Below are 16,061 nucleotides of genomic sequence, written 5' to 3' on the forward strand. Positions count from 1 at the left end.
ATCTCCTATATTTAATCACATTTCTGCACTTTAATTTGCCCTTTTTCACGAGCCTTACGGCTCTCCTCTACTAACTGACTGATTTTTATGGAGTCTACTGTTTCCTGAATACTTTTATTAATCTCCTGCCAGACATAACGGGTAACGCATAAATCCTCACCCTGACAATGTTCATTGTTTCCTGCTCCACAGGATACTGCCTCAAGACTTCCCTCCAAGGCTCTTAACACATCTCCAACGGAAATTTCATCCGCCGGCTTTGCCAGTCGATAACCGCCCTGAGCGCCTCGTTCACTAACAACCAAACCAGCTTTTTTCAGCTTTCTCATAAGCTGCTCCAAATAGCTGTCTGAAATATTTTGTCTGTTAGAAATACTTTGTATGGAAACAGCTTCCTCATCACTATATAATGCTAAGTCGATTAACGCTCTTAGACCATATCTTCCTTTTGTAGAAAGCTTCATCCTATCGCCTCTTTTCAATTCCGACTGTTTTACTCTGATTTCTAATCTTGAAGTAGAATAACACCTTTCCTTTGTTCTGTCAAGCTCATTTGAAGAATATATTATGAAAAAGAGAAAATAAGGATTTTACCATGAGTAACAGAAACTTTCTTTTAAAAGGTACGCTTCTTCTGACACTGTCCGGCTTTCTTACAAAAATCATCGGCTTTATTTATAGGATATTCCTTTCTCAAAAAATTGGTGCACAGGGTATGGGAATTTATCAGCTTATTTTTCCCGTTTACACCCTATGCTATGCGCTTGCAGCAGGAGGCATACAGACAGCTATTTCCCGTCTCGTAGCGGCAAAAGCCGCTTTAAAAGATGAGCAGGGAGCGCACGATGTTTTTCTCCTGTCAACTTCTCTGGCTGCTGTCATTTCTATTCTGACAGAATTTTTTCTGTACCGTCACGCGAACTGGTTTGCCGTACATTTTTTATTAGAAGAGCAATGTACCCCTCTTTTAAAAATATTGGCATTTTCCCTTCCTTTTGGTGTGTTTCACGCTTGTGTCAACGGCTATTATCTCGCCAGAAAAAAACTTTCTGTTCCTGCTTCCGCCCAGCTCATTGAGCAGTGCTTTCGTGTGGCAGCCTCTTTTCTGCTGTTTTTGGTCTGGTCGGAAAAAGAAGTTCCAATCACACCAAAGCTGGCTGTTTTCGGACTTCTCGCCGGAGAACTGGCTGCATGGCTATTTACAGGTTTTATGATTTTATGGGACTTCTGTAAAGGACACTACCGCCTTGCTTCTATGACAGCGCCCTTCAAAGAACTAAAAGCTATTACAGCGCTTTCGCTGCCTTTAACCTGCAACCGTCTTCTGGTAAACATTCTGCATAGCATAGAAGCCGTACTTATTCCCGGACATTTACAGCTTTTTGGACTAGACAACGCCTCTGCTCTTTCTATCTACGGCGTTTTAACAGGAATGGCGCTTCCCCTTATTCTTTTTCCTTCCGCCATTACCAATGCCTTATCCACAGTGCTTCTGCCTTCCGTAGCAGAAAAGCAGGCATTGGGCGACAGAGCAAGTATTCGAAAAAACATTCTTTTGTCCATAAAATACTGTTTCTTATTAGGCTTTGGAGCTTTTCTCTTTTTCTATGCAGGAGGAGATTTACTGGGACTTCTGCTTTTTAAAAACGAATTTGCGGGAACTTTTATTAAAACACTGTCTTTTATTTGCCCTTGCCTGTACTTATCCGGAACCTTAAGCGGCATTTTAAACGGACTTGGAGCTGCAAACCAAACCTTTTGGCTAAACACGCTGGGACTCGGCATTCGCCTTCTTTTCGTATTTTTTATTATTCCCCACTATGGAATTGTAGGCTATCTCTGGGGGCTGATTATCAGTGAGCTTATTGTTACTTTGCTTTCTCTTTACTGCTTACGTGAGTTTCTTTTCATCCATTCACTTTAAAGTTTTAAACTTTACATTAAAAAAGTATCGACAATCTCTTTTTTTTGTATTATAATTTACGGAAACACCAAAGGCACACTGCCCAAAATGAGGATAAAAGGAGATTTTTTATGAGCTTCCAATTTGTAAAACAGCTTCCGACTCCGGATGAAATTAAAGAACAAATCCCTATGTCAGAAGAATTAAAAGCACAGAAAAGAAAAAGAGATAAAGAGATACAGGATATTTTTACCGGAGCTTCCGATAAATTTCTTGTAGTTGTAGGACCTTGTTCTGCTGACAGAGAAGACTCTGTATGTGAATATACCAATCGTCTGGCAAAATTACAGGAAAAGGTTTCCGACCGCCTGATTTTAGTTCCCAGAATTTATACAAACAAACCAAGAACCACAGGCGAAGGTTATAAAGGTATGCTTCATCAGCCGGTTCCCGAAGCAAAGCCTGATGTATTAGCCGGTATTCTGGCTATCCGAAAAATGCACATTCGTGCTCTTACGGAAACAGGTTTGACTTCCGCTGATGAGATGCTTTATCCTGACAACTGGCATTATTTATCTGACCTGCTTTCCTATGTTGCCATTGGCGCACGCTCTGTGGAAAATCAGGAGCATCGTTTAATGGTAAGCGGTCTTGATATTCCGGTAGGTATGAAAAATCCTACCAGTGGAGATTTCTCTGTTATGTTAAACTCTGTTGTTGCCGCTCAGGGAGGACACGACTTTATTTCCAGAGGCTGGGAAGTAAAAACAGAAGGCAATCCTCTGACTCATACCATTTTAAGAGGAGCAGTCAGCAAACACGGGAATACCATTCCCAACTATCACTATGAGGATTTGCAGCGTCTTCTGGAAATGTATAATGAAAGAAATCTGGCAAATCCATCTGTTGTCATTGATGCAAACCATTCAAATTCGGGAAAAAAATACAAAGAACAAATTCGTATTGTAAAAGAAGTGCTTCACAGCCGCCTTGTATCAAAGGATATCCAAAATCTTGTAAAAGGCGTTATGATTGAAAGTTATCTTGTAGAAGGCTGTCAAAAAATCGCTCCTGACAATATTTACGGAAAATCTATTACAGATCCATGTCTTGGATGGGAAGATACTGAAAAGCTTATCTTTACCATTGCCGAGCTTTGTTAAAAACAAAAAGAGGACAAAGTCCTCTTTTTATTTTCTGGGATGTGCTTTCATATACACATCCCTAATTTTATTCACATTCATATTCATATAAATCTGTGTTGTGGAAATATCTGAATGTCCCATCATCTCCTGCACGCTTTTCAAATCCGCACCGTTTTGCACCAAATGTGCGGCAAAAGAATGACGAAGCGTATGAGGTGTGATGTCCTGCTGTATGCCTGCTGACACTGCATAACCTTTTAAAATTTTCCAAAAGCCCTGTCTGCTCATAGATTTTCCTGAACAATTCACAAACAGCCATTCACTGCTGTTTTCCCCTAAAAGCTCTACTCTTGCCCATGCCATGTAAGCCTCCACTGCTGTTTTTGCAGTTGCTCCAAAAGGAATTACCCTCTCTCTCTCACTTTGGCTGCATGTAAGATATCCTAATTTTAAATTTACATCTCGCAATGTAAGATGAATTAATTCACTTACTCTAATACCAGTCGCATACAAAAGCTCCAGCATCGCTCTGTCCCGAACACCCTTTGCTGTATTTTCCTTAGGCTGACTCAAAAGTAAGTCCACCTCATCCACAGTTAAAATTCCCGGCGCTTTTTTTTCTATCTTTGGTGCTTTTAAACCTTCCGCAGGATTTTCTCTCCAGCACTCTCTCTGACATAAATACTGAAAAAAGGCTCTTATGGACGCTACACTTCTTGATATGGAAGAAGCCGCAAAATTCTTTCTTTCCAAATACATAATATAAGAATTCAACAAAACAGCCGATACCTGATGCCATTCGAGAATTCCTTCCTGTTTTAAAAACTGCTCCAATTTTTTTAAATCTCTCTCATAAGATACTTCTGTATTTCTGGAAGTGCCTCTGGTATTATGTAAATGCTCAATAAACTCCTGTATTTCGCACTTCATATTTCATTCCCCTTCTTTTAGGCATAGTACGATTATATATCAAATGCACTCCAAAAATCAAACCTTATTTTACAAAAACCTTTATTTTCTCAGTCCTTCTCATATCCAATGCTGAAAAATCCAAATCAGAATGTTTTGATTAACATAGCTTTCCAGCCAAATCCCCAATAAAACACAAATCCCTGCACCAACACCAAAGAAAATATAAGCTTGATAATCTGCCCTTTCCCTTCTCTTCTTGCCCATAGCCTTCCTGCTCATACGCATAACAATCCAGAACAACAAAAGCCAGCCCGGCAAATAAAAAAATATCTGCGGCAAAAAACAGACGCTCCCTGCCACAAGTCCTTTTACTCCGTACTCCAAAAGAAAAATTGTCATCAGGTTTCCCGCCAAAAAACCAAACCATAGAAGGCTGAGTACAACGGCAAAAATCCCAATATAAGTCAACCCCAGAAATATCATGGACAAAAAATAGATACCTCTTTGAAACAGCAGATGAGAAAACAACGCTTCTGCATCTATCCATTCTTTTGATGCAGCCGTACCATATACAGCCAAAATTCCGGAAGAATACCCTGTTTCCCGAAACAATAAATTTGCCCCTATAATTCCAAGTATAAATCCTGACAAATACCAACAAAGAAGAAGCCTGACATTCCTTTTCATACTTTCACCCTGTACATCTTATGCCTAATACAGAAAAAAAAGACCCTTATTTTAAAAATAAGAGTCTTTATCGTTCTAAAAAGTCAACGGTATTACTTTGCGTAATCAATTACACGTGATTCACGAATTATGTTTACTTTAATCTGTCCCGGATATTCCAGCTCAGCCTCAATCTGCTTTGAAATATCTCTTCCCAGAAGCACCATATCGGCATCTGTTACATGCTCCGGAACTACCATAACACGAATTTCTCGTCCTGCCTGAATAGCAAAAGACTTATCTACTCCCTTAAAGGAATTTGCAATATCTTCTAACTGTTTTAATCTGTTGGTATATGTTTCTAATGTTTCACGTCTTGCACCCGGTCTCGCTGCAGAAATTGCATCAGCAGCCTGTACAATACATGCGACTAATGAAGTAGGCTCTACATCACCGTGATGTGACTCTACTGCATTGATAACAATTTGTGATTCTTTATATTTCTTACATAAATCTGCACCAATCTGAATATGAGAACCCTCTACCTCATGGTCGATGGATTTACCTATATCATGGAGCAGACCTGCTCTTTTCGCCATTCGTATATCCGTTCCTACTTCACCTGCGAGTAATCCTGCAAGCTGTGCTACTTCGATAGAATGCTTTAATGCGTTCTGTCCATAGCTTGAACGGAATTTCATACGGCCCAGAAGACGGATGAGCTCCGGATGAATACCGTGAACACCTACCTCCAATGCTGCGGCTTCTCCTTCTTCCCGCATCATTGTTTCAACTTCTCTTTGAGCCTTTTCAACCATTTCTTCAATTCTAGCCGGATGAATACGTCCGTCTACAATCAGCTTTTCAAGCGCAATCCTTGCAATTTCCCTACGAATAGGGTCAAAGCCGGATAATACCACTGCTTCCGGAGTATCATCAATAATTAAATCCACACCTGTCAGTGTTTCCAGAGTACGAATATTACGTCCTTCACGTCCGATAATTCTACCCTTCATTTCATCACTTGGCAGCTGTACTACTGAAATTGTAGCTTCTGCCACATGGTCCGCTGCACATTTCTGAATAGCTGTCACCACATATTCTTTTGCCTTTTTATCAGCTTCTTCTTTTGCCTTGCTTTCTAATTCTTTATAAAGCTTGGCTGTGTCAATTTTTACTTCATCTTCAACAGTTTTCAACAGATAATCTTTTGCCTGTTCGGAGGTCAGACCTGAAATTCGCTCCAGTTCCTGCACTCGCTGTCCTTGTAATTCGTCAACTTTCTTTTCCTTTTTCTTTAATTCTGCTTCCTTCGCTGTGTATTCAGCTTCTCTTTTTTCTAAAGCATCTGCTTTTTTATCAAGAGCTTCTTCTTTTGATAAAACACGTTTTTCATACTTCTGAAGTTCGCTTCTTCTCTCTTTTGTCTCTTTTTCCAATTCATTCTTGGTACGGAGATTTTCTTCTTTTGCTTCCAAGAGAGCTTCTCGCTTTTTTGTTTCAGCAGTCTTTAATGCTTCATCTATAATGCTTCTCGCTTTGACCTCTGCGGTTCCAATGGTTTCTGCATCTTTTTCTGCTTTTTTCTTAACAGTAATATTTGCGGTAACCGGAACTGCAATCAGCGCAGTAAGAATCACAGCAATAATTGCAATTATTACATAGATTGCCACAGGAGCACCTCCTTATTTAATTTTCATTGTACGAATACAACAGTATAATTTTATACTGAATTCTTTAAAAAGTCAACATAAAAGCGGAAACTAACCTGACCTAATCTGTATAATCTATACAAAATCCTTTTACTCTGAAATCTCACGAAAAACCGATAAAATATCAGAAGAAGAAAAACCTCTCCTCAACAAAAAACCATATAATTTTCTCTTTTCTTTTTCATCCATCTGTGTCGGATTGGAACATTTCTTTTCTATCAAGCTGCGAATGGTTTCTTTTGTGTCTGTTTCATCTTCTGTTTCTTCAAAAACTTCAGCTATTACCTCTGAGGAAACTCCTTTCCGCATCAACTCCATTTTTATTCTGGCTTTTCCTTTTTTATTTTTTTGACTCTCTATATACATTGCAACATATCGTTTGTCATCGATATAATGGAAAGACGTTACATACTCCAGCGCCCTTTCAACTGCCACGGGAGGATATCCGCTTTCCTGCAATTTCCTTTCCAGCTCCCAGCGGGTTCTGTCCATTTTCTGCAATAAATACATAGCTCTCAGCTTTGCCCTTTTTGTCAGAACTTCATCTACAAGCTCTGTATAAACGCTCTGTTCAATTTCCCTGTTCTTTTCAAGATGATAGCGAAACAGCTCGCCTTTATACACTACAAAGGCGGGCTGTCCGTCTATTTCAATCTGAAATTTTTGTTTTGTCACAGGCTTAATATCCGTAACAAGCATCTGTTTTTCCTCTTAAATTTCTTCTGTCTCTTCGTTTCCTGTACTTTCTCCGGCAGGTGTTGGCTGTTCTGCACCGTTCTCATCCGGTAAAAGTCCGTAATGTACTCTTACCTTCTGCTCGATTTCTTCTGCAATTTCCGGATTTTCTTTCAGATATTTCTTTGCATTTTCTCTTCCCTGTCCGATTTTTCCATCGTTGTAGGCATACCACGCACCGCTTTTATTCACAATACCAATATTTGCTGCCAAGTCTAGAATATCTCCTTCTTTGGAAATCCCCTCGCCAAACATAATATCAAACTCTGCCTCTTTAAACGGAGGTGCAATTTTATTCTTCACTACTTTAATTCGAGTTCTGTTTCCGACCATTTCTCCGCCCTGTTTTAAGGTTTCAATTCTGCGGACATCCATACGGATAGAAGAATAGAATTTCAAGGCACGTCCGCCTGTGGTAACCTCCGGATTTCCAAACATGACACCTACTTTTTCACGAAGCTGATTGATAAAAATAACAATACAATTCGATTTACTGATATGCGCCGTTAATTTTCTCAGCGCCTGAGACATCAAACGTGCCTGAAGACCTACATGGGAGTCTCCCATATCTCCTTCAATCTCTGCCTTCGGTACTAATGCCGCAACAGAGTCCACAATAATAATATCCACAGCGCCGGAACGCACCATTGTTTCTGTAATTTCCAGCGCCTGCTCTCCGTTATCCGGCTGAGAAATATAAAGATTATCAATATCAACACCGATATTTTTTGCATATGCCGGATCTAACGCATGCTCCGCATCAATAAAGCCTGCAATTCCGCCTCTTTTCTGTACTTCTGCCACCATATGTAAAGCAACCGTAGTCTTACCACTGGACTCCGGTCCGTAAACCTCAATAATTCTTCCTTTTGGAACACCGCCTAAGCCTAAAGCAATGTCTAAGCTCAGAGCTCCGGTAGGTACGGTTTCCACGTTCATATTTGCAGTGGAGTCTCCTAATTTCATAATGGAGCCTTTTCCAAACTGCTTTTCAATCTGTGCCAAAGCACCGTCTAATGCTTTTAATTTATCTTCTTTCACCATCTGTGCCATATTTTTTCTCCTTTTAATCACACTTTCGCAAGCACGAACTTATGTTCGTTTCTATGTTTCATAATAGTATACTTTTTTCTTCTTGTCAACTATTTTTCTTATCCTTCGGGAAGTCCTTCCACTCTTCTTTTGTTTTCTTTGAAATATACAGAGAATACTGCTGTTATGAAAAACTGATGCTGTCTTCATCCGACAGAAAGATATGTATTACTTTTTCAGTATGCACGTTTTCCTCTTTTCTGTCAAGCTGATTTCTCAATTTTTCCATGTCCTGAAATAAAATATCACAGGAAAAAGGAGATGTCACAAAAGCAACATCTCCTTTTTCCTCATTATCTCATAGTCGGCTGTGTGAGAACAGAACGTACATGAGCAACCTCTTCAGGCTTTGCACAGGCTGCCGGAACATAATAACTTTTTGCTCTAGCAATCTGATAAATCTCTTCCTGTGACATTTCACACTGATTTCTCATCTGCTTTAAAGTCTGTTTTAACTGCTGATTTTCTGTCTGTGTAATCATTTCTCCGTAACGTACCAATTCACCGTTAATTCCTGCAAGCGTATCTGCTACCATTGTCTTTTCTGTCATTTCTACCCCTCCTACTGTAAAAACTGCATTAACTGCTGCTTACTTTCCATTGCAGACTGCGCAGACTTCTGGAAGAACTGCTTAATCTGCGGGTCCTGTGACTCCTGTGCATAATCCTGCATTTTACAGTGAGTGGTTTCAAATCCGCCAATCAAATGGCGCAAATTCTGTAAATCAAGTACTGAAATCTCTGTCATGATTATTTCCTCCTGTTTTCTTGTTCTACCTTCTTAGTATGTCAGGATTTTTCATTTCTATGACAGGATACTTTTACCTGATTTTATTTGCCAATCAGCCAATCATACATTTCTTCGTACTGTTTTGCAGAGTTTGCCCATGAAAAATCTCTTGCCATGGCTCTGTCAACCAGCTTGTTCCATTCCCGTTTTTTGTCATAATAAATATGCTCTGCATAACGGATAATACCCAGCATTTCATGTGCATTGTAATTTGTAAAGCTAAAGCCTGTACCTGTGTTTTCAAACTCATTATACGGTTCTACGGTATCCTTTAATCCGCCTGTTTCACGTACAATCGGCAGTGTACCATAGCGAAGGCTCATAAGCTGGCTTAAACCGCATGGTTCAAATAACGATGGCATCAGGAACGCATCGCTGGCCGCATAAATTCTGTGGGACAGTCCATTGTCGTAGAAAATATTAGCGGATACCTTGCCCTGATATTTCCATGCAAAATGGCGGAACATGTTTTCATATCTTTCTTCACCTGTACCCAGAACAACCAGCTGAATACTGTCCTGACATAACTCGTCCATCACATAATTTACCAAATCAAAGCCCTTCTGGTCTGTCAGTCTTGATACAACGCCAATCATCATTGCTTTTGGATTTTCCTCCAGCCCAAGCTCTCTTTGCAATGCAAGCTTATTTTTCACCTTTTCTTTTCTAAAATTCTTTGCATTATAATTCTTTACAATAAATTTGTCTGTCTGCGGATTATATTCGTCATAGTCAATACCGTTTACGATACCTCTTAAATCATTAGAACGTGCCTGCATCAGCCCTTCCAGATGCTCCCCGTAAAACTCTGTTTTGATTTCCTCAGCATAAGTATTGCTTACTGTTGTAATCGCATCTGCATACACAAGACCGCCCTTTAACAGATTGGCATCTTTAAACGCCTCCATTTTATCCGGAGTAAAGAAATGTGCCGGCAGTCCCGTAATCTGTCTGACTGTTTTAATATCCCATGTCCCTTGGAATTTCAAGTTATGTATGGTCATGACGGTCTTAATGCCTCTGTAAAATTCCCCTTGCTGAAAGCTGTCATTCAAATATACAGGTACCAGCCCTGTCTGCCAGTCGTGGCAATGAATAAGGTCAGGACGAAATCCGATTACAGGGAGAACAGACAATGCAGCTTTTGAGAAGAAAGCAAACTTTTCAATGTCAAAACGAATTTCCCCATAAGGCTGATATCCTGAAAAATAATATTCATTATCGATAAAATAGAATTGAATTCCTTCGTATTCCATCTGCATGATACCTACGTATTCCCGTCTGTATCCGATATCCATATAAAAATGAGTCACATACTGCAACTGATTTTTATATTCTTCCTTCATACACAAATACTTTGGAATAATCACCCGTACATCATACTCTTTTTTATCAAAACACTTAGGCAGCGCACCTACTACGTCAGCCAGACCTCCTGTTTTTATAAATGGCACCGCCTCGGATGCAACAAACAAAATTTTCTTCACTAAAACACCCTCCTTGTCAGATAAGATATACCTTTCCACATCTTGTTTTATCTAACAACATTATACTCCTTTTTTCGTGTAAAGAAAAGTTCTTTTATTGTTGTAAATTCTTTATTTTTTATATTCTAACCGTATTTTATCTGCAATAAGAGCAATAAACTCTGAATTGGTCGGTTTCCCTTTTCCCGTACTGACTGTATAACCAAATAATTCATCAATGGTATCCATTTTTCCTCTGCTCCACGCAACCTCTATGGCATGACGAATAGCACGCTCAACTCTGCTTGGCGTTGTCTGATGTTTTTTAGCAATGGTAGGGTACAGTATTTTTGTGATTGAATTTAACATTTCCATGTCGTTTACTGACAGGATAATGGCATCTCTTAAATACTGGTACCCTTTAATATGTGCCGGCACTCCGATTTCATGAATAATATCCGTTACATCTGCTTCTAAATTTCTTTCATAGTAGCTGCCTGTATTTTCATAAGCATCTACTTTTCGTATATCCCTTTTTCTTCCGTCCCTGAAATTACGCATACGCTTAATTCTGGATAACAGCATATTATTATCAAATGGTTTTAAAATATAATAATTTGCACCTAATTGAAAAGCGTCTTCTGTAATCTGTTCCTGCCCCACTGCTGAAACGACAATAAACGCTGGCTGTTTTTTTAAAGCATTGTCTTTTCCCACTCTTTCCATGACGGTAAGTCCGTCCACTTTTGGCATAATAATATCTAAAAGTACAACATCTGGTTCTTTTTCTTTTATAATATCATATATTTCAGCACCGTTATTTGCATGTCCTACCAGTTCCAGCTCTTTATCCTCGTTAATTAAATTCCCCAATAAGTCCAACATTTTCTCGTTATCATCTGCAATAGCGACATTTAACTTCTCCATTAATCTTCCTCCATCAATTTTGTTACAACAACTTCTTCAGAATTTGACGGGCGCCCTTTTTAATCGTCAATAACTGAAGACTATTAGTATTATATTCTCTGTTGTTTTCAGAATCAAGTCAAATCCTTCAACAATTTGTTTTTCTTTGTGATTATTTTCATTCAATTTCGACATATTCATGATTTTTCACTAGATTTTTATAACATATTTTCAATAAAAATCCCGTAACCTTTCGATGAATCCTGTACAAAAACATGAGTAACTGCTCCAATCAGCTTTCCGTCCTGAAGAATTGGGCTGCCGCTCATCCCCTGCACAATCCCTCCTGTTTCCTCTAAAAGCTTCGGGTCTGTTACCTGAATTTCAAAGGCTTTATTTGTTTTGGATTTATTTCGATAGATTTCTGTTATTTCAATATCATAGGCCTTCACTTCCTTATTCAGATTTGTCAAAAGTTTCGCTTTTCCTTCCTTTACTTCTTGTTGATATCCTACCATAACCTTCTTATGAGGCAAACGTTCCACATCAAATACCTCTCCGAAAATACCCAGCTCTGTGTTTTTTTCAATGGTTCCGATTTTTTTCTCCTGCTCATATTCAATATAACCGGATAACTCTCCCGGCATGCCTTTTGCTCCCTTTTTTATAGAAACAATTTCGGCTTCGTACAGTTCTCCTTCTGAAATATCCAGAAGCTCTCCTGTGTCTGTATCACTAATCCCATGCCCCAAAGCGCCGAATTTTCCGTTTTCATCAATATACGTCATTGTTCCAATTCCCTGTGTGTTGTCCCGTACCCAAAGCCCAAGCTTATACTCGTCATTTTGGTCTAATACGGGCGAAATGGAAAGAGGTATTTGCTCACCGTTTCGGTTTACAAGAAGCTCCACGGTTTCCCCGTGACTGGCTTCAATATTTTTAATCAAATCTTTTTTCCCCAAGACAGGTGTTCCATTCACTTCCAAAATATAATCTCCCGACTTTGCAATATGCTCTGCCGGCTCTGCCTGTACGCCGTCCTTACCTGTAATTTCTCCTGTGTCAACCACCAGCACACCCTCGGTTTCCATATACAAACCAGCGGGCATACCACATACCGATACCCATTTTTCATCCGCTGTTTCCACCTGTACATCCTTCAGGTAAAACATATCGAGGAAATAACACGGTATTTGATAACTGCCGTTTTTTGACACATCAATACTTTTCGAATATGTTACAAAAGGATAGTCCAGCATCTGGGAAACGCCTGTTTCCTGTCCCTGGCGGATATAAATAGTGTCCGGAATTGCTTTTTTCAGATAACGAATTCCGAAAACTGTCATAAAGCACATATCCGCTAATAATAATACGAAAATAAGGAGGCGATAATTATGTTTTTTCTGCAAAAAATCAAATCCTTTCCTATTTTTTTCAAATTTCATTGTTATCTTCAAGATAATTTATGGCGTTAAGTATAGTGAGAAAATATATAAATATTCTCACTATAACTTAATGCAACAAGAAAGATTGCACAATAGCGCAATCTCCGCGCGCGAGCGGTTCACAAAATGATAATTTCACTTCCGCGAGCTGCGCATCCTTGCGGAGCATTTTTTATTTCATAGGACGCAATTTCCTATGAAATAAAAAAAGATACACTGCTGTGTACCTTTTTAGTATGTGATTATTTCTTTATTTCACTCTTGTATTTTTTTGTTGCTGTGCCAAATCTTTCATTTCCCTTGCATTTTGCAGCACCGCATTTGTTATCTCTGCGCCGCCCAACATTCTGGCAAGTTCTTCCACAGATTTCTCCTCATTCAATCTGAAAATTTCTGTAACCGTTTCCCCATTTTTTACCTGTTTTTCAATAATATAATGACCGGCTGCCTGCGCTGCAATCTGAGGCAGATGAGTAATGCAAAGCACCTGATGTTTTTCTCCGATTAACGCCATTTTTTCTGCAACCTTCTGCGCTGTTCTGCCGCTAATTCCCGTATCAATTTCGTCAAAAATCAAGGTTTCCGTACAGTCCTTATCCGCCAGCAGCGTTTTAATCGCCAGCATAATTCTGGAAAGCTCACCGCCGGATACCACTTTGGAAAGTTCCTTTACCGTTTCTCCCGGATTTGTGGAAATCAGAAAATGAATTTGGTCTTTTCCTAAAGCTGTAAATTTCTCTCTTTCTTCAAAGGAAATTTCAAAGGAAACATTGAGGAAGTTCAAATCCTGCAAGCCCAAGATAATCTGCTCCTGCAACTGTTTTGCCCATTTTTTTCGTACCTTTGTCAAAACGGCCGATGTTTTTGACAGCTCCTCTTCCTTTTCCTTCCATTGTCTTTCTAATTTTTCTTTTCTTTCTTCAAAATTCAAAAGCTTTTCCAGCTTTTCCTCCTGCTCTGCCTGATAATCGAAAATTTCCTGTATGGTATGTCCGTATTTTGCCTTTAATCCATTGATAATATCCAGTCTTTTTTCGATTTCAAAAAATTCCTCCTCAGAGAATGTAAATTCTGCCATGTAAGAAGAAGCTTCTCTGTTAAAATCATTTAAAAGACTGTCTACATCGGTAAGAGAAGAAAAAAGTCCTTCCAGATTTTCGTCAAAAGAAGCAATCTGGGAAAGCTTTTGCAGGGCTCTGCTTATCTGTCCTGCGCCGCCTTCTTCATACCCTGTAAACTGATAGACCTCGCCTAAATTTTCGGTAATCTTTTTACCGTTTAAAAGCTTTCGATAAGAGGAAGATAATTCCTCATCTTCTCCGTCTTTTAGCTGAGCATCTTCGATTTCCTGTATTTCATACTCTAAAAAGTTGATTTCCCGTCTTCTCTGCTCTTCGTCTAACTGATAAGACTCTAATTCCTGCTTTATACTGCGGTACTCCTTATAGAGCTCTTTTACTTTTTGTTTTTCATTTTCAATCTCAGCCTGTCCGTAAGCATCCAGAATTTCCATCTGTTTGTCTGCGTACAAAAGAGACTGATGTTCATGCTGTCCATGAATATCCAATAAAAGCTCTGAAATTTTCCGTATTCCGGAAACAGTTGTTGTCTCTCCGTTTATTTTACTGATACTTCTGTTCTCTGTAAAACGGCGGGAAATAATCACCTGTCCCTCCTCCGGAAAGACCTCCAGCTTTTTCAATTTTTCTTCTGTATCGGGGTTTACCTGAAATACCAGCTCCACATAAGCATAGTCTGCCCCCTCACGTATCATTTCTCTTGACATTTTCTGACCTAAAGCAAGATTTACAGAACCAATCAAAATAGACTTTCCGGCTCCTGTTTCTCCGGTTAAAATATTCAGTCCTTCTTCAAAATCAACCTCTGCTTCTTCAATCAGCGCAAGATTTTTTACATGTAAATGTACTAACATTCTCAGAATACTCCATTTTTCTATTCATATACATGAATGACCTTTTTAATCTTATTCATCAGTGTCATTGCCTGTCCTTCATTTTTGCAAAAGCAGGCTATGGTATCGTCTCCTGCAAGACTTCCTACGATTTCCTGAAAGCTGATATGGTCCAAAGCCGCTGCTGCCGCATTTGCCATTCCTGCCGTAGTTTTAATAACCAGAATATTCTGGGCAATATCCATTGACAAATAAGCGTCTCTTAACACACGTATGTACTTTTCGCTGTCTGCTGTGTTCGGAGAAGACACCAGCCCATATTTTGAGCCTCCGTCCTGTCTTGCCATTTTCATCAGCTTCATTTCTCTGATATCTCTGGAAACCGTTGCCTGTGTTACCTTAAAGCCCGCAGCATTTAATCTGGCAGCAAGCTCTTCCTGTGTCTCGATATCATATTCGTTAATTAGCTCTACAATTTTTGACTGTCTGGCGATTTTCATGTTCATCACCTCCTAATTTTTCATTTTTGTACGAAGCACCTCTAAAAAACTGATATTACTGATTTTTATAATCTTTGTATCACTGACAGAACGCTTGATGACAATTCTGTCGCCTACATTCATGGAAATATTGGTGTCTCCGTCAAAGGATGCCACTGCTTTTCCCTCTCCGTTTTTCTGTGCACCCTCCGTCACTTCCACGGTAATCTCATCCTCCGCAGGAAAAATAATACTTCTGGTATTTAAGGTATGAGGGGCAACCGGTGTCATAATCATAATGTTGGTTTCCGGAGATACAATAGGACCGCCTGCGGAAAGGCTGTATCCGGTAGAGCCTGTTGCGGTGGAGATAATAATCCCGTCTGCCGTATAGGAATTTAAAAATTCCCCATTTACATAATTATTAAAACGAATAACACGCAAAGGTCCTTCTCTTCCTATTACAATGTCGTTTAAAGCCACATCCTCTGCTACCATTTTTCCCCGATGATATACCTTTCCACTTAACATCATCCTTCGCTCAATGGTATACGCATCTGCAATCAAATGATTAAGCGCAGGCTCAATAGAGTCCTTATCAATCTCTGCAAGATAGCCCAGTGTTCCCAAATTTATTCCCAAAAGCGGAATTTGACGGCTTACCACATCTCTGGCAGCCTGCAATAAAGTACCGTCTCCTCCCAGCACAATCACACATTCCACATCATCCGGTATGGCACGGATATCCGTATAATGAGTAAAGGGATCTCGATTTCCAAAGCTTGCCGGACGAATGGTACAGCTTTTCCCCTTACTTTCCAGATATTTCGCAACTCTTTCCGATACCTTCAGACCCTCGTCCTTTTCACTGTTTGCAATAATATAAAATTTATCCATC

General features: G+C 39.5%; 17 protein-coding genes. 2 read left to right on the plus strand and 15 right to left on the minus strand.

Going from position 1 to position 16,061, the window contains the following annotated elements:
- Positions 1-11 precede the first annotated feature (11 nt).
- Complete coding sequence (locus tag CGC63_RS10545; protein WP_003019958.1) at positions 12-464, minus strand: RrF2 family transcriptional regulator; 453 nt, start codon at positions 462-464, stop codon at positions 12-14.
- A gap of 131 nt (positions 465-595) precedes the next feature.
- Here CGC63_RS10545 and CGC63_RS10550 point away from each other — a divergent pair, with 131 nt between their 5' ends.
- Positions 596-1,924 (plus strand): polysaccharide biosynthesis protein, encoded by a 1,329-nt coding sequence (locus tag CGC63_RS10550; RefSeq protein WP_003019955.1) that lies wholly within the window; start codon positions 596-598, stop codon positions 1,922-1,924.
- A 110-nt stretch (positions 1,925-2,034) separates the two neighbouring features.
- Positions 2,035-3,066, plus strand: a complete 1,032-nt coding sequence (locus tag CGC63_RS10555; RefSeq protein ID WP_003019953.1) for a 3-deoxy-7-phosphoheptulonate synthase — start codon at positions 2,035-2,037, stop codon at positions 3,064-3,066.
- 27 nt (positions 3,067-3,093) lie between these two features.
- On the opposite strand, the gene xerD is transcribed toward CGC63_RS10555, so the two are convergent.
- From xerD to CGC63_RS10620, 14 genes are all read right to left on the minus strand, one after another.
- Positions 3,094-3,978, minus strand: coding sequence for a site-specific tyrosine recombinase XerD (gene xerD / locus CGC63_RS10560; RefSeq protein WP_003019951.1), 885 nt, complete (start codon positions 3,976-3,978; stop codon positions 3,094-3,096).
- A 99-nt stretch (positions 3,979-4,077) separates the two neighbouring features.
- Positions 4,078-4,611 carry a stage II sporulation protein M gene (locus CGC63_RS10565; protein ID WP_242970492.1) on the minus strand — a complete coding sequence of 178 codons (534 nt, stop codon included), beginning with the start codon at positions 4,609-4,611 and terminating at the stop codon, positions 4,078-4,080.
- A gap of 128 nt (positions 4,612-4,739) precedes the next feature.
- Positions 4,740-6,299 (minus strand): ribonuclease Y, encoded by a 1,560-nt coding sequence (gene rny, locus CGC63_RS10570; RefSeq protein ID WP_009246320.1) that lies wholly within the window; start codon positions 6,297-6,299, stop codon positions 4,740-4,742.
- Positions 6,300-6,428: 129 nt separating this feature from the next.
- Positions 6,429-7,037 (minus strand): regulatory protein RecX, encoded by a 609-nt coding sequence (locus CGC63_RS10575; protein ID WP_003019944.1) that lies wholly within the window; start codon positions 7,035-7,037, stop codon positions 6,429-6,431.
- A gap of 12 nt (positions 7,038-7,049) precedes the next feature.
- Positions 7,050-8,117, minus strand: a complete 1,068-nt coding sequence (recA, locus tag CGC63_RS10580) for a recombinase RecA (RefSeq protein WP_172620991.1) — start codon at positions 8,115-8,117, stop codon at positions 7,050-7,052.
- Positions 8,118-8,289: 172 nt separating this feature from the next.
- A complete protein-coding gene (locus CGC63_RS15380; RefSeq protein ID WP_003019936.1) occupies positions 8,290-8,433 on the minus strand; it encodes a hypothetical protein in 144 nt (47 codons plus the stop codon).
- A 25-nt stretch (positions 8,434-8,458) separates the two neighbouring features.
- Positions 8,459-8,716, minus strand: a complete 258-nt coding sequence (locus tag CGC63_RS10585; RefSeq protein ID WP_003019934.1) for a spore coat protein — start codon at positions 8,714-8,716, stop codon at positions 8,459-8,461.
- A gap of 11 nt (positions 8,717-8,727) precedes the next feature.
- The gene (locus tag CGC63_RS10590; RefSeq protein ID WP_003019931.1) at positions 8,728-8,913 is read right to left on the minus strand and encodes a hypothetical protein; all 186 of its coding nucleotides are present in this window, start codon (positions 8,911-8,913) and stop codon (positions 8,728-8,730) included.
- A gap of 83 nt (positions 8,914-8,996) precedes the next feature.
- Positions 8,997-10,442 carry a glycogen synthase GlgA gene (gene glgA / locus CGC63_RS10595; protein WP_009246321.1) on the minus strand — a complete coding sequence of 482 codons (1,446 nt, stop codon included), beginning with the start codon at positions 10,440-10,442 and terminating at the stop codon, positions 8,997-8,999.
- 111 nt (positions 10,443-10,553) lie between these two features.
- Positions 10,554-11,348, minus strand: coding sequence for a sporulation transcription factor Spo0A (gene spo0A / locus CGC63_RS10600; protein ID WP_003019926.1), 795 nt, complete (start codon positions 11,346-11,348; stop codon positions 10,554-10,556).
- 197 nt (positions 11,349-11,545) lie between these two features.
- Complete coding sequence (spoIVB, locus tag CGC63_RS10605; RefSeq protein WP_003019924.1) at positions 11,546-12,772, minus strand: SpoIVB peptidase; 1,227 nt, start codon at positions 12,770-12,772, stop codon at positions 11,546-11,548.
- 250 nt (positions 12,773-13,022) lie between these two features.
- Positions 13,023-14,705, minus strand: coding sequence for a DNA repair protein RecN (recN, locus tag CGC63_RS10610; RefSeq protein ID WP_003019922.1), 1,683 nt, complete (start codon positions 14,703-14,705; stop codon positions 13,023-13,025).
- Positions 14,706-14,725: 20 nt separating this feature from the next.
- Entirely contained in the window at positions 14,726-15,184 is a 459-nt protein-coding gene (gene argR, locus CGC63_RS10615) for an arginine repressor (protein WP_003019919.1), read from the minus strand.
- Positions 15,185-15,196: 12 nt separating this feature from the next.
- Positions 15,197-16,060 carry an NAD(+)/NADH kinase gene (locus CGC63_RS10620; protein ID WP_003019917.1) on the minus strand — a complete coding sequence of 288 codons (864 nt, stop codon included), beginning with the start codon at positions 16,058-16,060 and terminating at the stop codon, positions 15,197-15,199.
- Between the last annotated feature and the right edge of the window lies 1 nt (position 16,061).

The sequence above is a fragment of the Blautia hansenii DSM 20583 genome, from assembly GCF_002222595.2.
GTDB lineage: Bacteria > Bacillota > Clostridia > Lachnospirales > Lachnospiraceae > Blautia > Blautia hansenii.